Origin of the sequence: Treponema maltophilum ATCC 51939 (assembly GCF_000413055.1) — a bacterium.
GTDB classification, from domain to species: Bacteria; Spirochaetota; Spirochaetia; order Treponematales; family Treponemataceae; genus Treponema_C; species Treponema_C maltophilum.
This window is the reverse complement of record NZ_KE332518.1, coordinates 2,412,136-2,430,290: the sequence shown is the minus strand read 5'-3', so window position 1 is coordinate 2,430,290 and position 18,155 is coordinate 2,412,136. Positions and strand designations below refer to the sequence as shown.

Here is an 18,155-nt window from a genome sequence, read left to right as displayed (position 1 = left end):
TCTCTATTTTTTCCAAAATCCGGGCATAAAGAAAATGAGCATCGTGTACAGTTCCAAACGTCCGGCAAGCATCGCAAAAGAAAACCAGTATTTTGCCGCCGACGAAAAAAAGCCGAAGTTATGCACGGGACCGACCGCGCCGAAGCCCGGTCCGATATTGCCCACGAGGGCAAGAGATGCCGTAAGTGAAGTAAGAACATCGGCTCCGTCGCAGGCGGCGGCAATAGCCGTAAGCATCAGCATAAAAAAATACAAAAATATAAAGGCCGCAACGCTGTATACGACGTCTTTTCGCCCCGCCCTTTTATTCAAATGAATGCTGAAAACGCCGTGCGGGTGCAACTGACGCCGTACTTCGATTCCCATCTGCTTGCCTACAATAACCCAGCGGATAACTTTTATGCCGCCGGCCGTCGAGCCGGAACAGCCGCCGATAAACATAAGAGCGCACAGCACAATTTGCGCCGCGGGATGCCACAACGTATAATCGACGGTTGAAAAGCCGGTTGTCGAAATAATCGAAGCGACGTGAAAAGACGCATGCCGAAATGCCGTTCCGAACGAACCGTATTGCGGCATAATAAACGGAACGATCAGGACGGTCGCAATAAAAATAACCGCGGCATATACTTTTAATTCGGTATTTTGCAAAAATTCTATGCCGCGGCCGACCAGCACGCGGTAATACAAACTGAAGTTTACGCCGGCAAGAATCATAAAAATCGTGCAAATCCATTCGGCGCCGACGCTCCGGTACGAGCCGATACTCGCATTGCGCGAGCTGAAGCCGCCGGTTCCGACGGTCGCAAAGCTGTGACCGAGCGCATCGAAAAAATCCATGCCGGCGCACATAAGCAATACGGTTTGAACAAGCGTCAGCGCAATATAGATGAACCACAAAATTTTCGCCGTTACCGTAATTTTCGGCGTGATTTTTCCTTTTTCGGGGCCGGTCGTTTCGGCCTTTATAAGCTGAAAGCCGCCGACACCCAAAATAGGCAAAAGCGCGACGGTTAAAGCGACAATTCCCATACCGCCGAGCCAGTGCATTTGCATTCGCCACAAATTGATCGAACGCGGCAGGCTTTCGACTTCGGATAAAATCGTCGCACCGGTCGTCGTAAAGCCCGAAACGCTTTCGAACAGGGCGTCGTCAAAAGCGGGAATACAGCCCGACAGCAAAAAAGGCAGCGCGCCGAAAAAACACGCACCCAGCCACGAAAAAGCGACGACGATAAATCCCGTGCGTGAATTCAGCTTAAAAACCGAACCGCGCGTAAGAAAAAATAAAACCGCTTCAAAAACGATGCATACGGCGGCGGGAATGACAAAAGCGGGAATAAGCGCGTATTCGCCGTACACGAGGGCGGCCGCAACCGGAATACACATGGTAAGCGAAATAAGCGCCAAAAGAACGCCGACAATACGCACAACGGAAATAAACATCAGTTTCCCACCCCGAATAAATCCATCGTGCGCTGAACGTCTTTTGTATGCGTAAGCATTACGAGGCGGTCGCCGGCTTCAAATATCGTATTCCCGTAGGGAACGACAAAGCGTTTTGTTCCCTGTTCCTGCACAAGCAGGATAATGAATGAGCCGGGAACGGCGACTTCTTTGAGTTCTTTGCCCAACACAGACGCCGACGGAGGAAGAACGGCTTCGATTATTTCGAATTCGCCTTCGGCAAGCGTATGAATGCCGGTAACGCCTTTGCCGCGCAAATGGCTTAAAATCGTATCGACAACGGCGTCTTTTATCGGAACGGCGACATCTATGCCGATATTGCGTGCAATGGCCGCATAGTTGCCGCTTTGCACCAAACAAACGGCTTTTTTTACGCCGAGCGTTTTCATATATGCCGACGTAATCATATTCAATTCGTGATTGTTCGTCGCGGCAATAACCAAATCGAATGAACTTATGTCTTCTTCTTCTATAAAACTTTCGTCGGTAACGTCGGCATTGTATACCGTTGCCGACGCAAAGCGCGCGGACGCTTCTTTTGCCCGTTTGGAATCCGCTTCGATTATAACGAATTCCTGGCTTGTTTTTTCTTTTTTACCGAAAAACGAAAACGGAAAAAAATGTTTTTTTCTGACGATCAGCTGTTCGGCGATTCCCGTTCCGATTCTGCCCGCACCGACCAAAGCGATTTTTTTCAATACGTCCATTTTTGAACCGCACAGATGCAAAAACTCGGGCAAATCGCCCTTTCGCAGCACAAACCCGATTCTGCTTCCCGCTTTAAGCACGGTAGAACCGGTGGGAAGAAAGGTTTTTTCGTCTTCTTCTATAAAACCGACCAAAAAGACGGCCGACGTCAGTTTTCGCAAATTTTGAATGCGTTTTCCGTCGAGCGGGCTTTTTTCTTCGATGTACAAAGAAACCAATTCAAAATCGCAATTTTCAAAATCGACGACTTCGGTAACGGCTCCGTGTTCTACGGCCGTTACAATCGCTTCGGCCGCTTCAACGTCGGGGTGCACCATAAAGTCAATACCGTACAAGGGACGACCGCCTTCCCGGTTTATTTCTTTTTCTTTGCCGGCGATATCGGCATAGTAGTCGTAATTACGCACGCGGGCGATTTTAATAATGTTCGGATACACCGAATCGACAAGAGAACAGGTTATCATATTCAATTCGTCGGATTCGGTTACCGCGACAAGGGCGTCGGCTTTCGCAATGCCGGCTTCTTCGAGCGTAGTCAAATTATTGCCGGTCGCCTGAATTACCATACAGTCCAAGCGGTTCGAAACAAAGCGCACGGTTTCTTCGTTGCTTTCAATGATGACGACGTCGTTCTTTTCGGAGATCAAGCGCCGGGCAAGCTGAACGCCCGTAAACCCGGCGCCGATAATAATGATTTTCATTCGACACCCGCATTCGAATTAAGTTTGGAAACCTTTCGTTTGGAAAGGCCTTTAAAAGATGCGGCGGCGGCCGAGGTTAAAACGACGGCGGCGCCGGCTTCGGCAAGGGTGTTGGACACAAGAACCGCCCACATAAGAGCAGGCGGTATTGCTCCGGCGATAACCAACGCACCGAGCACAAAAAACGCGTGAACCGCCGTTCCCAAAAAGGCGGTAAGGGCGATAATCAACACATCGCCGGCGGCGCTGCGGCTGCGGTTAAAAAACGAAAGTCCCTTGTACAGAAAAAAAACGCACAGCGCAAATAACAAGCGCGGCAAAACCGATATAAGCGGATTTTGAAAAAACGGATCGATCGGCCCCGACGGCGATACGACGGCATACACCAAAGACGACAAGCCGAATACGAGGGCCACACCCAAGCCCGCCCACAAACCGGCAAAGCCTTTTGCATCGGTAAGACAAACCGCCAAAATTACCGGAACGTGCAAAACGGTGATTGCCGCCCCCGTAAACCACGGAATAAAGCCGAGCCGCGTTGCGGTCAGCAATACCGTAAGCGCGCCGAGCGCACCGGCTAAAGCCGCCGTTTTATTTGTGCGGTTTTGTTTGAATGACGATTCCGCCGACATTTTTTCCGAACCTTTCATGCCTTGATTGTAGCACAAGAAACCGAAAAATAAAAGCGGACAGTCCGACCGCTGCATTCTACGGGTACATTGCATGTTTTTACATATTTCGTTAAAGTCTGACTTACAAGGAGTTCATCTTGCCTAAAACCCTGATTATTCTTGCCCATCCCGATCTTTCTCAATCCGTCGTCAACAAACAGTGGGCGGCCGCGCTCAAGCAGCACGCCGACCGCTTTACCGTTCATGAACTCTACGCCGCCTATCCGCAGGGCAAGATCGACGTGGCCGCCGAGCAAAAACTGATAGAGGCTCACGGTGCGCTGGTATGGCAGTTTCCCGTGTACTGGTTTAACTGCCCGCCGCTTTTAAAACAGTGGTTTGATGACGTGCTGACTCATGGGTGGGCATACGGCTCGAAGGGCAAGGCGTTGACGGGCAGAAAAATCGCGCTTGCCGTTTCGCTCGGCGCACCTGCCGAAGATTACCGCGCAGACGGTGCGGTCGGTTGCAGCGTTGCCGATGTGCTGCGCCCCTTTGAACTTACGGCAAAATACTGCGGCGCCGACTATCGCCCGCCGTTTGCTTTCCATACGATAGACAGCAACGCCGGATACAGCGAAGCCGCCCGAAAAGCGGTAGAGCAAAGTGCAGCGGATTATTTGGCCCGGTTGGAGGCACTGCAACAAGCGTGATGCCTTTGTATCTATATCACATATATTGATACCGAAATATTAAAACACCGACCGTTCTCATCGGCGGCTTTTCGCACTGTTTTTTGCGTTTATTTTATATTTTTATAGTTTGGAGGCTATATGAAAACATCTCGGTTTTTGCAAACAGCGGCATATGCGCTTTTTGCAATTGTATTCCTGTTCGTTTCGTGCGGCGGAAAATCCGTTAAAAACGGCACGTACACGGCTGCCATCGGCGGTATGAACGGCGACGTTGAAGTCAGCGTTACTATCGAAGGCAAAAAGATTGCCCGCGTCGAAGTAACAAACGATGCGGAAACACCCGGCATCGGCACGCGCTTAAAAGACATAGACGGAAACGTCGTAACGGCCGGCGGACTTTCTCCGGTAGACGTCATTCCGCAGCGCATTGTCGAAAACCAAAGCACAAACGTCGATATCGTAACCGGCGCCACGATTACGTCGCGCGCGATTATGGCCGCAGTATCCGACTGCTTAACGCAAGCGGGCGCAAAACCCGCCGATTGGAGCAAAAAGCAAAAACCCGCTAAAGCTCCGTCGAATGCGAGCGCGGATGTCGTCGTTGTAGGCGGCGGCGGAGCGGGTCTTGCAGCCGCAATCGCAGCGGGACAACAAGGCAAATCGGTTATCATCGTCGAAAAAACCGGCGAAGTCGGCGGCGACACCCTCGTGTGCGGCGCCATCTACAATGCGGCCGATGAAGAATTGCAAAAAAAAGTTACGATGTCGGATTCGGTAAAACCGACGATCGAAAAAGCGCTCGCGGAAAAACCCGTGAGCGACGAACACGCAGCCCTTCAGGCGGCGGTACGCGCGCAGTGGAATGCGTACAAAGCAAGCGGACGCAAAGATTTGTTCGATTCGAAAGAATGGTACGCGCTGCAAACGTGGAACGGCGGCGACAAGGCCGCAAACCTTGAGCTTGTCAAAACGCTCGCGTACAACGCGTACGACGGCTTAAAGTGGATCGAAGGTCTCGGCATGCGCTTTTCCGATAAGATTGCGCAGGGCGCAGGCTCTTTGTGGCAGCGCACGCATACGAGCGTTATGAAACTCGGCACGGGCTTTCTTTCGACCTACATCGACAATATCGCAAAAATGGACAACGTTTCGCTCATGGTCGAAACGACGGCAAAGTCACTCGTTAAAGAAAACGGCAGAGTTACCGGCGTCGTATGCGCCGACAGAAACGGAAATCAATTTACGATTTCCGCAAAAGACGGCGTCATCCTTTCGACCGGCGGTTTCGGAGCAAACAGTAAAATGGTACAGCAGTACAACACCTCCGGCAAATGGAGCGACTTGAGCAAAGTCGGAACGACGAACCGCTTTTCCGCTTCGCAGGGCGACGGCATAACCATGGCGACCGCTGCGGGAGCCGCACTTGCCGACATGGAACAAATTCAGCTTTTATACCTCGGCAATTTGCAGGACGGTCAAATTTCGAAATACACGCTGCGTGCGGCAAACGGCACCGACCAAATCATCTTTGTGAATAAAGAAGGCAAACGCTTTACAAACGAAGGCGGCCGCCGCGACAATATTTGCCTTGCCGTTTTCAACCAGCCGGAACAGTTCTACTACGTTCTCGAATGTGCAGACGGCGACAAATACAAAGACATCAACGATCCGTCTTGGCGGAGCGCCGACGGCTTTACCTTCGACTATTGCGAAAAGAACGGCTTTATGTACCGGGCCGACACGCTCGACGAAATGGCATCAAAGCTCGGCATGGACGCCGCCGTTCTTAAAAAAACCGTCGATACGTTTAACGCGAGCGTCGCGTCCGGCCGCGACGAATTCGGCAGAACGCTCTATTCGGTAAAACTTGAACACGGCCCGTGGATCGCAACGCCCCGTAAAGCGTGCATCCACCACACGATGGGCGGCGTCGCTATCGACACAGATGCGCGCGTGCTCGACGCAAACGGTAAAGCGATTCCCGGCTTGTACGCCGCAGGCGAAGTTACCGGCGACATTCACGGCGCGAACCGCCTCGGCGGCAACGCGGTCGTAGATACGGTTGTCTTCGGCAAACGTGCCGGCGATACCGTTGTCGCGGACGCAAAATAACATTACGGCGGCTGTATCGCGGTTCGCGCGATACAGCCGCCTTATTTAAAAATAACCGGATAATCCGCAAAACCGGCCGATATTATATAAAATATTATACAAAATCCCGTTTTTCTATTTACTTGAAATTCCGTTCCGTGATATAATAAATCATATTCAACACACACATCTTCACATAAAGGACGAATTATGGCACTGCGAAAGAAAATCGTGCAGCTTGCACACATGGTCGGCGGATTAACGGGCGTTATCAACAAAATAGACGAAAACGCGCCCGAGTATTATTCCCTTGAATGTTGCGTATCGGACGAGCAGGCGGACGTAGCCCTTGTTATGGGATTGCGCAAACCCCGCACCATAGAATACATTGCAAAAAAAGCGAACCTGAGCGTCGAAAAAGCTCACAAACTGGCAATGGAATTGGCGCAAATCGGCGTATGCAAAGTTTATACCGACGAAAAAGGCAAAGAAGTTTTTATGGTGCAGATTTATGCACCCGGCATTTTGGAAATGATGGTAAATAATGCCGAATCGGTAAAAAAATATCCGCAAATCGGACGAGCCTTTGAAGAATACACGCGTCTGCGCATAGCGCCTATCGCACCGAATTTGCCGATGGGTACCGGAATGATGCGCGTTATTCCGATTCAATCGGCAATAGACGGCAATATGAAGGCCGTTTCCTACGAAAAACTTTCCTATTACCTCGACAAATATGATACCTTTTCGCTTTCGGATTGCTCATGCCGGCGTTCACGGCGCATCCTTAATCAGGGCTGCGGTCACTTGGAAAAAGACATGTGCATTCAAATGGGAACGGGCGCCGAATACTATATCCGCACGGGTCGAGGTCGACAGGTAAGCCGCAAAGAGGTTGAAGAAATTCTTAAAAAAGCCGAAGAAGCGGGCCTTATGCACCAAATGCCCAATATCGAAGGTTTGGGCGAAACGGCAGCTATTTGTAACTGCTGTGCGTGTTCATGCTTTGCGATGCGCGTCGCAACGTTATTCAATACGCCGGATGCAATTCGTTCAAACTACGTTTCACAAGTCGAGTCCGATAAATGCGTTGCCTGCGGTCAATGCGTCGAAAACTGTCCCACGAACGCGCTTCGCCTCGGACAAAAACTGTGCACCAAAACGCCGTTAAAAGAAAAAACGTATGCGAAAGTGCGCGATCACGTATGGCTCAAAAAAAACTGGAACCCGGATTACCGCGAAAACCGCAAAGACGTCGTTGAAACGGGAACGTCGCCGTGTAAAACGGCGTGCCCCGCACACATTGCGGTTCAAGGCTACATTAAACTTGCCGCGCAGGGAAAATACAAAGAAGCGCTCGAGCTTATCCGCAAAGAAAATCCACTTCCGGCCGTATGCGGCCGCATTTGCCCGCGCAAGTGCGAAAGCGAATGTACGCGCGGCGACATAGACGATCCTATCGCCATCGACGAAATTAAAAAGTTCATAGCCGAACAGGATTTGGATAAAAACCGCCGCTTTATTCCGGCTAAAAAGCACGATTACGGAAAACCCGTCGCCGTTATCGGTTCGGGACCGGCCGGCCTTTCGTGCGCCTATTATCTTGCCGAAGACGGCTACAAGGTTACCGTCTTTGAAAAATTGTCCAAACCGGGCGGCATGCTGACCGTCGGCATTCCTTCGTTCCGCTTGGAAAAAAACGTCGTCGAAGCCGAAATCGACATTCTTAAAGAAATGGGCGTCGTTTTTAAAACGAATACCGAAGTCGGAAAAGACGTTTCGCTCGACGATTTGCGCAAACAGGGTTTTAAAGCCTTTTACCTTGCAATCGGAGCGCAGGGCGGACGAAAACTCGGCCTTGAAAACGAAGATGCGAAAGGTGTTATTGCCGGAGTTGAATTCCTGCGCGATGTAAACCTCGGCAAAAAAAGCGCTCTTCACGGCAAGGTTATTGTTATCGGCGGCGGAAATGTCGCCATCGACGTTGCACGGACAGCCGTCCGCGAAGGCGCGGAAAGCGTTGCGATGTACTGTTTGGAAGCGCGGAACGAAATGCCCGCTTTGGACGAAGAAATCGAAGAAGCCTTGGAAGAAGACATCGTCATCAATAACTCGTGGGGTCCCAAACGCATTATAAGCAAAGACGGCAAAGTTACCGGCATCGAACTGAAAAAGTGCGTTTCCGTGTTCGATAAAGATAAAAAATTCAATCCGCAATACGACGAAAACGAAACGATTACCGTCGATGCCGACTTCGTGCTGCTTTCCGTCGGACAAAGCATCGATTGGGGCGGATTGTTAACCGACAGCGCGGTCGTACTGAACCGCAACAATACGGCGCAAGCCGATTCGTTTACCTATCAAACCGCGCAAAGCGATGTTTTCGTCGGCGGCGACGCGTACACGGGGCCGAAGTTTGCGATAGACGCAATCGCAGCCGGCAAACAGGCGGCAATTTCTATACACCGTTTTGTACAGCCGGGTCAAAGCCTGACCTACGGCCGCGACAGGCGCGAATACGTCGCTTTGGATAAACAAAATATCGTTGTCGAAAGCTATGATACGACTCGGCGCCAGCTTGCCGGCCATAACGCGAAAAACCGCAAAACGTTCAAAGATACGCGCGAAACTTTTACCGAAGAGCAGATCAAAAAAGAAACCGAACGCTGTTTAGGCTGCGGCGCGGTTCAAGTCGACCAATACATGTGCGTCGGCTGCGGACAGTGCACGACAAAGTGTAGATTCGACGCCATCTCTTTGGTAAAAAAATACAATAATTTTGCGCCGGTTTACGAAAAACTGCCGCTTGCCGTAGCAAAATATGCGGTGCGGCGCAGCGGAAAAATCGCCGTATCGTCGATTAAACGCATATTTACGCAAAATTGAGGTTTTTATGCATGAGCTTGGAGTCGTGTGCGAAGTTTTAAAAACCGTGCAGGAAATAGTCGACGAACAAAAACTTTCGAAAGTCGAAAAGATCGTTTTGCAAGTAGGCGAGCTTTCGGGTGTCGTTCCTTCTTATCTTGAAGACTGTTTCCCTGCCGCCGCGTACAAAACGTCTTTTGAAAACACACAACTTGAATTGGAAGTTATTCCGGGTGAAGTTAAATGTAAAGACTGCGGCGAAATATTCAACGGGTTTAAATACAATTTAAAGTGCCCGAAGTGCAGCGGCGAACGTTTGGAACCGCTGAGCGGCAGGGAATTTTTGATTAAAGAAATCGTCGCCTGCTAAACGCGCAAGCTCACTTCGCCGGAAAGCAATTCGTACCGCTTTCCGGCGGAATCTTCAACAATAAGGTGGGCATCGTCGGTTATTTCGCGGGCGATCGCTTCATACGTTTGTTGCGGCGAAATAACCCTTATGCGTTTTCCCAAAATAAACGAGCGGTTTTTATATTCGTCCATCAGTGCGCGCTCGTCGGTTTTGCCGGAAAATGCATCGAGCATGTTCGAAATAACCGATGCGGCAAGAGCGTTTCTGTCCGTGTCGGAATCTTCGGTGATATAACCGGCTATATCGCGCAATTCGCCGGGAAATTCGCATTGTGCTTTGCATACGTTTATGCCGACACCGACAACAGCTGCACCCATTTTCTTCCCGCGCATAAAACCTTCGGTTAAAATACCGCACGCTTTTTTCCCGTTTACAAAAACATCGTTTACCCATTTTATGCGGCCGTCTATACCCAAGGCGTTTAAAGAGCGGCACACGCATACGGCGGCAAAAGCGGTCATCAATGAAGTATCGGCGCTTTGCGCCGCGCCGGCTGCGTTTGTATGCTCCGAAATATCGGGAACGTAAATAAGACTCAAATATATTCCGCTTCCGGCGGGCGAAAAAAAGCTTTTGCCCGAACGGCCGCGGCCGCCGCTTTGTTCTTCGGCAATCAAAACCGTCCCGTGCAGCGCGGCAAGATCTTCGTCCGCCGAATTTTCGGCACAGGATAAGCGCCGCTTTGCTTCGGAATTGGTCGAGTCGATTGTTTTAAAAACGGTAATCTTTCCGGCACACAGCGCCGATATGTGCGGCGGCAAAAAACGCTCTATGTCCCGCGTGTCAAGCGGCTTCAATTATGAGTTCCCAGATGGAAACAGGATTCGGCCGCAAAGGTGCAAAGTATGCCCGAGTCGGGCTTTCCGAAATGCGGCAGTTTTTTTACCGCTTCGGTTATCGCATCGGCGGTTTTCGTTTCGGCGACAATCAAGACCGCTTCTTTTTCGGGAACAATCTGTATGCCGAAAAAATTCATATCCTGTTCGGTTCCCGTTCCTCTCGCATCGATAATTGTTCCCCCGGGAGCACCCGCTTTTCGTGCGGCCTGCATAACGGCTTCCCCGTATCCCGATTTTACGATAACGCAAATAAGCGTGTGATCCGATTTTTTTGACATATCGAGTTTCTCCGTTAAAAGGCTGAATACGATGCCGGTGCAATCTTTATGCTGCGCTTCCGACTTTTCCCAAGAGCTGCGTATGCACGAAAAAACATCGGATGAGGCAAAAAATCCGATTATCGATTTTTCTGTTGCACCCAAACCCAGTTTTTGCAGTAAGACGGGGCCTGCGGTTCCGCGCCCCGAAAAAACAATAAGTTTTTGCGCCCCGCATTCGCAGACGTTCGACACAAAGCTTTCCGTGTATTGTTCGGGAATAATCGCAACCGCAAGCTTTTCCATACGGTATATATTACAGCAAGCCGAATATATTCGCAACCAAAACCGAACTTATTTTTGCGGCTTTTTTTTCTTCGTACACTTCTTCGGTATTTTCGGCCATGTCGGAAATACAGCGGATAACTACGAACGGAATTCCGGTTAAAAAACACACTTGTGCAATTGAAGCGCCTTCCATTTCCACACAGGCGGCATCGCATAACGAACGGATTTCTTTTTTGCGCTGCGCGGAATTGACAAAAACGTCGCCGGAAGCGATGCGGCCTTCAAGAAGCGACGATGAAAAAGCGCATTCCTTCCACGCTCTTTTTGCGGTTTCAATAAGGAAGGCGTCCGCTTTAAAATCGACCGTTTTTAAACCGGGAACTTCGCAAGGTTTATAGCCGAAGCCGGTCGCATCCACATCGTGATGTATGCAGCACGAGGACACGACAACATCGAATACGTGCAAACCTTCTTTTAAGCCGCCGGCAACCCCCGTATTGATGACGTGCGTTACGCCGAAGCATTCAATTAATAAAGTTGTGCACATTGCGGCGTTTACCTTGCCCACTCCGCTTTGCACGATAACGGCATCTTTGCCGCGAATCGTTCCCGTATAAAACACTAAGCCGCCCTTTTTAACCGCTTCAATTCCGGTAAGAATCTCTTTCAGATATTCGATTTCAACACTCATTGCACCGATAATGCCTATTTTCATAGCAAACTCCTTCCTTTTCGTCTGTTTTACAAAAAAATGCAAAAAAAAGCAATAAATGCGAAAAAAGTATTGACATTTTTTTTACAATTTCGTATAGTATCCTCAGCAGCAACAATCATAAAAGGGTCGCTTTTCCTCCTCCTTTAGCGGCCCTTTTTTTATTTTAAAATATATCTTTTTTTTGTATACTCTCTTACCGACCGTCGCGCGCATTAAGCCATTCTTCCGTTTCTTCAACCGTAAGATCGCGCAAACCGCTTTCCGTTTTTTTCCCTTTTCCGCGCAAAACAAAGGAAAAACCCTTTACGGACAGTTCCGGGAATTCTTTTTTGAGCTCTTTTAATATACGTTTTTGCTGCATGTTAAAAAGCTGTATCCAGCCGGGATGATCGGTTTCTATATGCAGTAAATCGTTTTTTAAATCCGTAATGCGGCTGTGCGCGGCAAGTTTTTCGCCGTCGCTTATTTTTTGCAAAACCTTTTTCCAGCCTCTTTCCAAATCGGCTCCGCCTTGAGGCGCTTTGGAAAAAATATCGGTAAAAATCGAATCCAATAAGTCCGAAGCTTTTTGTACGTATACATCGTCCGCTTTCATTTAAAATTCTCCGATACTGCACATTAACGCAAAACTCCTGCGCTTTTTACGCCGTCGGCGTTAAAACACCGTTTTTTACTTCGTACACCTTTGTCGAACTTCTCTTATAGCGCGCGTAGGGTTCTTCGGGCAAAAAGGTACAAAAAAGCTGATCGTATTGGGGAAGCAGCGCGGTTATGCGTTCGCGTTTTGCAATGTCCAATTCCAAAAGAACGTCGTCCATAAGTAAAACGGGCTTTTTCGAAACGGTTTCGGTATATAAAACGGCTTGGCATACCCTGAGCAAAATAGCCGCAAGGCGCCGCTGGCCGGTCGATGCGGTCGGAATAAACGGCTGCTGATGCCGCATAAAACGGATCCTGTCGCGGTGTGGCCCGCTTAAAGTCGTTTTCATTACAATATCGCTTTGCCGTTTTTCCTGAAGCAGCGCGACGATTTCTTCCTCTTTTTTTTCTTTCCACGACGAATCGTAGGCAATGGAAACCTTATCGATTCCCGTAACTTCTTCGTATAAGGGCGCAAAAATTCGATTGAAGCGGAACAGCGCTTCGTTCCGTTTTTTAACAATCGTAAGACCGTTTTTTGCCAATTCGATATCGTAAATATCGAGCATTTCGTATTTTTCGTCGCGCAAAAGCATGTTGCGTATTTTCAATATCTTTTTGTATTTGCGCAAAACGTCTATGTATAAAACGTCGTACATCGATAAAGACTGATCGATAAAAAAACGCCGCCGTTCCGGCTCTCCCACGGCAAAATCCAAATCGTCGTGACAAAAAAGAACGCAGGGTATCGTCTGTATTAAATCTTTACGGTCGGTTAAAACTTTTCCGTTTTTTAACAGCTTTTTTTTTCCGGCGCTTTTTGCATATTGAATGGCAATCGTATCGGCTTTTCCGTTTTCGTCTTTATAAAATCCGCGTATACCGTAAGAATCTTCGCCCGAACGGATAATTTCCGCATCGTTTTTTGTGCGGAAAGAAGATCCGTATGAAATCATATATAAAGATTCCAAAATGTTCGTTTTACCCTGTCCGTTTTCGCCCGTTAAAAAAACTTCCGGAGCAAAAAGATCTATAGCGGCATCTTTTATATTGCGAAAACCGACCGGGGATACCGATAAAAAAGGCACAAACTCTATTCCGCCTGCATCGGCATTATGATATGGAAAAAGTCCTGAGCCGGTTCGGGTTTCAATGTAATCGCCTTCATATATTCAGTAAATTCAAAGGTTATATATTCCGTATCGATTACCTTCATCGGTTCTTCCACATACAGATAATTCAGTGCAATCGTTATATGTTCGCCCGCATAACGGCACGGAATTTCTTCTTTCGCCGTTCCGATTTCGGACTCTTGTGCCGTTATCGTCAACATACCTTCCGAGAGATCGAAATACACACGGCGCGATTTTTGTTCAACCAAAAGCCCGACACGGCGTAAAGCATCGAGTAAATCTCTGCGGTTTATTTGAAACTTTTTGTCCTGCGCTTCCGGAATAACGCGCTGATAATTCGGAAACTGACCGTCGATTAAAACCGATGCAAAGCTGTAATTGCCGAATTTAAAATATATCATTTTGTTTAAAACAGCCATTGAAAGATTTCCTTCGGAAGGAAGCCGTTTTAAAATAATATTTAAAATTTTCGGCGGAACGATTGCCGGCTGAAAATCCGCAATACCGGCGCATAAAGGTTTTGCCGAATACGCAAGACGCCGCCCGTCCGTGGCAACCATGACGAGATTTTCCTCTTTTTTTTCGAAATATACACCGTTCATAAAATAACGCGTTTCATCGTCGGAAACGGCAAAAATCGTTTGTGTAATCATCGCCTTAAATTCCGCGGCGGGAACTTCAAACCACGGAATATTTTGTTCGGAAGCGAATTCGGGGAACTTATCGCTTGCCATACTTTTCAGCTGGAAGCGGACTTTTTTAGTTATGGGCTTTATAACAACGTTTATATCTTTTTGTGAAAATTCCACATCGCCGGAAGGAAGCGTATTCAAAATACTGATGAATTTATCGCAAAAAACGGTTGTCGTTCCTTCTTCCTCGACTTCAACGGGAATTTTGGTTTCGAAATTGACTTTTATATCGGTAGCTTTTATCGTAAGCGAATTGTTTTCGGCTATAAATAAAACGTTTGAAAGTATGGAAAGAGCGTTTTTTGTGGAAATTATTTCCTGCGCAATTCCTATTTCTTTGAGTATTGCATCTCTGTCGAATGTGAATTTCATAGTTCCTCCGTTTTTGTATTATTATATATATATTTATATATAATAGTAACAGTAATAATAAGGCTTGTGTAAAAGTGGATACTTTATGTATTTTATTCTTTTACAACAATTTACGCGTTTAATAAGCCGTTATTGTTTTTACTCGAATATCCACATATCAACAAGGCATTGCGGTTTTCAATACGGCATCAACAACATAATAGCATATTTTGCACAACTTGTGTATCTTATTTTTTATAATCCTTTATATTTTTTATAAGATATTGAATTTTTGAATCCAGTTTCGAATCGGTAATGATCGCTTCGCGGATTTTTTGACACGAATGCATAACGGTTGTGTGATCTCTTCCGCCGAATTCCATGCCGAGCTCCGTCGTGGAAAATTCGGTCAATTCCTGTGCCAAATACATGGCAATTTGCCGGGGCAAAACCACGTTTTTTGTGCGCTTTTTTCCGCGTATATCGGAAAGCGAAATATTAAAGTCGTCGGCAACGACCCGCTGTATAATGTCTATATTTATATTTTCGGGCTGTGCCGAAGAGAATTTGTCGCGCAGCTGTTGACGCGCAATGTCCAGCGTTATTTTGTTTTGCACCAATTCGGCATAGGCTATTATTTTGGTAAGACAGGATTCCAAATCGCGCACGTTCGTTTCGACGTTTTGCGCAATCAAATCTATCACTTCGTCGGGAATAAACGATATAAACTGCGACGAAGATTGCGAGCGCATGTATTCGAGCTTTTTTTCCAAAATAGCGCGCCGGGTTTCGTATTTGGGCGGCTGCAAATCGACGTTCAGTCCGCGCTCGAAACGGGAACGCAGCCGTTCGGTCAGGTTTTTTAATTCCGATATGGGACGGTCGCAGGTAAAGACGATTTGTTTAAACGAATTGTACAACGTATCAAACGTATAAAAAAGTTCTTCCTGCGTTCCTTCTTTATTCTGCAAAAAGTGAATGTCGTCTATTAAAAGAACGTCTACCGAACGGTATTTGTTTTTGAACTTTTGCGCGGTTTTTTCGTTTAAGGACTGAATAAATTCGTTTGTAAAATTTTCGGCGGTAATATATATGACTTTAAAATTGCCCGTCTGATAAACGGCGTTCCCTATCGCTTGAATTAAGTGTGTTTTTCCCAAACCGACGCCGCCGTAAATGAGAATGGGATTGTACGTTCGACCGGGATTTTTTGAAATGGCAAGGGCCGCGTTATACGCAAACGAATTGTTTTCTCCCATTACAAAGGTATCGAACGTATAATCTTCGCGCAAATCGGGATGTTTTTTGATTTTTTTCGCCTCGGCGTTTTCGCTTTGGCTTTTTTGCTGATTGTGTTGAGGCCGGCTTTCGGCTTTTTTGCTTTTATCGGCCGATTCGTCCGGAACGCGTATAATAAATTCAAGTTTAAGCGATTTTCCGGACAATTCATGCAGCTTTTTTTGCACGGCGGCCGCATATCCGCGCGAAACGAAATTATCTTCCAAAAATTTTGAAGGGCACGCGGCTACGATAGCGGATTCTTTTGAATTTACATATTTGACGGGCGAAAACCACATGTCGAATTCCTGAAGACGTTTTTTTGAAGAAAATTCTTCTTTGAGCTGCTCTATACCTTCGTGCCAAAAGGCCGAATAATCCCATGTAGCCATAGCACGTCATTATAACCTGCCTTTACTTTTTTCCGCAATATGACTATAATGAAATTACTGCTTTTTATACCTCTTTTTTAAGGATTTTTCATGAGTGCTGGTTATTCGGCTCAAAACATTCAAGTTTTAAAAGGCCTTGAGGCTGTCCGCAAACGCCCCGGTATGTACATCGGTTCTACCGGTCCCGACGGTTTGCATCACTTGGTGTATGAAGTTGTGGATAACTCCATAGACGAAGCGATGGCCGGCCAATGCGACCGCATTACCGTAGTACTGGAACCGGACGATATTGTGCGCGTTGAAGACAATGGCCGCGGTATTCCCGTGGATATTCACCCGACCGAAGGCATAAGTGCTTTGGAATTGGTTTTAACACGCCTTCATGCCGGCGGCAAATTCGACAAGGGTTCTTATAAGGTTTCCGGGGGGTTGCACGGTGTCGGCGTTTCGTGCGTAAACGCGCTGTCTTTGTGGCTTGAAGCCTTTGTCGAAAAAGACGGAAAAAAATACTACCAAAAATACGCGGCGGGTAAATCGCTTGCGCCGGTAAAAGAAATAGGCACGACGGATAAAAACGGAACGACCATCCGCTGGAAAGCCGACCCTTCGATTTTTACCGAAACGACCACATACAGTTTTGACGTGCTTGCGATGCGCTTGCGCGAACTTGCCTTTTTGAACGGCAATATAACGATTGTGTTCCGCGACGAACGGCTTACGACGCCGCGGGAAAAAGTGTATCAATTCGACGGCGGTATCCGCCAGTTTGTTTCGTATTTAAATGAAGGCAAGGCGGTTATTCCGGCCGAGCCGATTTTTATCGAAGGCAGCCGCGACGACATCGTTGTCGAACTTGCGGTTCAATACAACGACGGATACAACGAGAATATTTTATCTTTTGTAAACGATATAAACACAAAAGAGGGCGGCACCCACTTGGACGGTTTAAAATCGGCGCTTACAAAAGTTATGAACGAGTTTTTAAAAAACAACGCAAAACTTTTAAAAAAACTCGACAAAGAAGAAAAGCTGACCGGCGAAGACGTTCGTGCCGGCCTTACCGCCGTTTTATCGGTAAAGGTGCCCGAACCGCAGTTTGAAGGCCAAACGAAAACAAAGTTGGGCAACACCGACGTTCGCGGCATTGTCGATTCGCTGGCTTACGAACAGCTTATTTTGTTTTTTGAGCAAAACCCCAAAGTTATAGATTTGATTTTGGAAAAATGCGTTGGAGAGGCGGCGGCCCGCATTGCGGCGCGCAAAGCAAAAGAAGCGACGCGGCGCAAAAGTTCTTTGGACAGCTTCGGTTTGCCGGGAAAACTCGCCGACTGCTCTTTAAAAGATCCTGCAAAATGCGAAGTGTACATAGTGGAAGGAGATTCGGCAGGCGGTTCGGCAAAAAAAGGCCGCGACAGTAAAACGCAGGCTATTTTGCCCTTGTGGGGAAAAATGCTGAATGTCGAGCGTACGCGTTTGGATAAAGTCGTAAATAACGAAAAATTACAGCCGGTTATCGCGTCTTTGGGAACGGGCATCGGCAAAGATTTTAATATTGAAAAAATACGTTATCATAAAATCATCATTATGGCCGATGCCGATGTCGACGGTTCGCACATACGCACGCTGCTTTTAACCTTCTTTTTCCGCTATATGCCCGAGCTTATCGAAAAAGGGTTTGTGTATCTTGCGATGCCGCCTTTGTATAAAATAGTATTCAATAAAAAAGAGTGGTACGTATACGACGATAACGAGCGCGACAAAGTATTTACCGAAATCGGGCGCGATTCGGAAAAAATCAGCGTGCAGCGTTATAAAGGTTTGGGTGAGATGGACGGAACCCAGTTGTGGGAGACGACGATGGATCCTGCGCGCAGAAAAATGATGAAGGTAACGCTTCCCGATGCGGTTGAAGCCGACCGTATATTCAGTACGCTGATGGGCGAAGAAGTTGAACCGCGCCGGAAATTTATTGAAGAAAATGCCGTTTACGCAAATCTGGACGTATAAGGAAGATTGAAGGA

The 18,155-nt window shown here is 47.6% G+C and carries 15 protein-coding genes; 5 read left to right on the top strand and 10 right to left on the bottom strand.

All coding sequences use genetic code 11. The features are described 5' to 3' along the window. Positions 1-3: 3 nt before the first annotated feature. Genes HMPREF9194_RS11195 through HMPREF9194_RS11185 form a run of 3 tightly spaced genes read right to left on the bottom strand, consistent with a single transcriptional unit; the run spans position 4 to position 3,526 of the window. Positions 4-1,449: a TrkH family potassium uptake protein gene (locus HMPREF9194_RS11195; protein WP_040846356.1), complete on the bottom strand. Its 1,446-nt coding sequence runs from the start codon at positions 1,447-1,449 to the stop codon at positions 4-6. Continuing rightward, the gene (trkA, locus tag HMPREF9194_RS11190) at positions 1,446-2,876 is read right to left on the bottom strand and encodes a Trk system potassium transporter TrkA (protein ID WP_016526487.1); all 1,431 of its coding nucleotides are present in this window, start codon (positions 2,874-2,876) and stop codon (positions 1,446-1,448) included. Before trkA ends, HMPREF9194_RS11195 begins: the two co-directional genes overlap by 4 nt. Continuing rightward, positions 2,873-3,526, bottom strand: a complete 654-nt coding sequence (locus tag HMPREF9194_RS11185) for a hypothetical protein (protein WP_156828036.1) — start codon at positions 3,524-3,526, stop codon at positions 2,873-2,875. The genes trkA and HMPREF9194_RS11185 overlap by 4 nt, the downstream gene beginning before the upstream one ends. A gap of 119 nt (positions 3,527-3,645) precedes the next feature. Between HMPREF9194_RS11185 and HMPREF9194_RS11180 the strand changes: the two genes are divergently transcribed. The 4 genes from HMPREF9194_RS11180 to HMPREF9194_RS11165 all read left to right on the top strand — a co-directional run bounded on the left by HMPREF9194_RS11180 (position 3,646) and on the right by HMPREF9194_RS11165 (position 9,508). After that, positions 3,646-4,200 (top strand): NAD(P)H-dependent oxidoreductase, encoded by a 555-nt coding sequence (locus tag HMPREF9194_RS11180; RefSeq protein ID WP_016526485.1) that lies wholly within the window; start codon positions 3,646-3,648, stop codon positions 4,198-4,200. A 120-nt stretch (positions 4,201-4,320) separates the two neighbouring features. Continuing rightward, positions 4,321-6,294 (top strand): FAD-dependent oxidoreductase, encoded by a 1,974-nt coding sequence (locus HMPREF9194_RS11175; RefSeq protein WP_016526484.1) that lies wholly within the window; start codon positions 4,321-4,323, stop codon positions 6,292-6,294. 189 nt (positions 6,295-6,483) lie between these two features. Then, complete coding sequence (locus tag HMPREF9194_RS11170) at positions 6,484-9,159, top strand: FAD-dependent oxidoreductase (RefSeq protein WP_016526483.1); 2,676 nt, start codon at positions 6,484-6,486, stop codon at positions 9,157-9,159. A 7-nt stretch (positions 9,160-9,166) separates the two neighbouring features. Further along, on the top strand, positions 9,167-9,508 hold the full coding sequence (locus tag HMPREF9194_RS11165) for a hydrogenase maturation nickel metallochaperone HypA/HybF (RefSeq protein ID WP_016526482.1): 342 nt from the start codon (positions 9,167-9,169) through the stop codon (positions 9,506-9,508). On the opposite strand, the gene HMPREF9194_RS11160 is transcribed toward HMPREF9194_RS11165, so the two are convergent. The 7 genes from HMPREF9194_RS11160 to dnaA form a co-directional block, all read right to left on the bottom strand. Further along, on the bottom strand, positions 9,505-10,347 hold the full coding sequence (locus HMPREF9194_RS11160; RefSeq protein WP_016526481.1) for a biotin--[acetyl-CoA-carboxylase] ligase: 843 nt from the start codon (positions 10,345-10,347) through the stop codon (positions 9,505-9,507). The two genes, HMPREF9194_RS11165 and HMPREF9194_RS11160, sit on opposite strands and share 4 nt — an antisense overlap. Continuing rightward, the gene (locus HMPREF9194_RS12520) at positions 10,344-10,952 is read right to left on the bottom strand and encodes a P-II family nitrogen regulator (RefSeq protein WP_016526480.1); all 609 of its coding nucleotides are present in this window, start codon (positions 10,950-10,952) and stop codon (positions 10,344-10,346) included. Before HMPREF9194_RS12520 ends, HMPREF9194_RS11160 begins: the two co-directional genes overlap by 4 nt. Before the next feature lie 10 nt (positions 10,953-10,962). Further along, positions 10,963-11,649: a 5'-methylthioadenosine/adenosylhomocysteine nucleosidase gene (locus tag HMPREF9194_RS11150; protein ID WP_016526479.1), complete on the bottom strand. Its 687-nt coding sequence runs from the start codon at positions 11,647-11,649 to the stop codon at positions 10,963-10,965. A 193-nt stretch (positions 11,650-11,842) separates the two neighbouring features. Beyond that, on the bottom strand, positions 11,843-12,244 hold the full coding sequence (locus HMPREF9194_RS11145) for a DciA family protein (RefSeq protein WP_016526478.1): 402 nt from the start codon (positions 12,242-12,244) through the stop codon (positions 11,843-11,845). 46 nt (positions 12,245-12,290) lie between these two features. Continuing rightward, on the bottom strand, positions 12,291-13,376 hold the full coding sequence (recF, locus tag HMPREF9194_RS11140; protein WP_016526477.1) for a DNA replication/repair protein RecF: 1,086 nt from the start codon (positions 13,374-13,376) through the stop codon (positions 12,291-12,293). Positions 13,377-13,381: 5 nt separating this feature from the next. Then, positions 13,382-14,485, bottom strand: a complete 1,104-nt coding sequence (gene dnaN / locus HMPREF9194_RS11135) for a DNA polymerase III subunit beta (protein WP_016526476.1) — start codon at positions 14,483-14,485, stop codon at positions 13,382-13,384. Between the two features lie 227 nt (positions 14,486-14,712). Beyond that, complete coding sequence (gene dnaA, locus HMPREF9194_RS11130) at positions 14,713-16,134, bottom strand: chromosomal replication initiator protein DnaA (RefSeq protein WP_016526475.1); 1,422 nt, start codon at positions 16,132-16,134, stop codon at positions 14,713-14,715. Between the two features lie 90 nt (positions 16,135-16,224). On the opposite strand from dnaA, the gene gyrB reads away from it, so the two are divergent. Next, complete coding sequence (gene gyrB / locus HMPREF9194_RS11125) at positions 16,225-18,141, top strand: DNA topoisomerase (ATP-hydrolyzing) subunit B (protein ID WP_016526474.1); 1,917 nt, start codon at positions 16,225-16,227, stop codon at positions 18,139-18,141. The last annotated feature ends 14 nt before the right edge of the window (positions 18,142-18,155 follow it).

Coding starts and splice junctions, on each gene's coding strand:
- trkA (WP_016526487.1), bottom strand. CDS start 2,876: ATGAAAATCATTATTATCGGCGCCGGGTTTACGGGCGTTCAGCTTGCC.
- HMPREF9194_RS11185 (WP_156828036.1), bottom strand. CDS start 3,526: ATGAAAGGTTCGGAAAAAATGTCGGCGGAATCGTCATTCAAACAAAAC.
- HMPREF9194_RS11175 (WP_016526484.1), top strand. CDS start 4,321: ATGAAAACATCTCGGTTTTTGCAAACAGCGGCATATGCGCTTTTTGCA.
- HMPREF9194_RS11170 (WP_016526483.1), top strand. CDS start 6,484: ATGGCACTGCGAAAGAAAATCGTGCAGCTTGCACACATGGTCGGCGGA.
- HMPREF9194_RS11165 (WP_016526482.1), top strand. CDS start 9,167: ATGCATGAGCTTGGAGTCGTGTGCGAAGTTTTAAAAACCGTGCAGGAA.
- HMPREF9194_RS12520 (WP_016526480.1), bottom strand. CDS start 10,952: ATGGAAAAGCTTGCGGTTGCGATTATTCCCGAACAATACACGGAAAGC.
- HMPREF9194_RS11150 (WP_016526479.1), bottom strand. CDS start 11,649: ATGAAAATAGGCATTATCGGTGCAATGAGTGTTGAAATCGAATATCTG.
- HMPREF9194_RS11145 (WP_016526478.1), bottom strand. CDS start 12,244: ATGAAAGCGGACGATGTATACGTACAAAAAGCTTCGGACTTATTGGAT.
- dnaN (WP_016526476.1), bottom strand. CDS start 14,485: ATGAAATTCACATTCGACAGAGATGCAATACTCAAAGAAATAGGAATT.
- dnaA (WP_016526475.1), bottom strand. CDS start 16,134: ATGGCTACATGGGATTATTCGGCCTTTTGGCACGAAGGTATAGAGCAG.
- gyrB (WP_016526474.1), top strand. CDS start 16,225: ATGAGTGCTGGTTATTCGGCTCAAAACATTCAAGTTTTAAAAGGCCTT.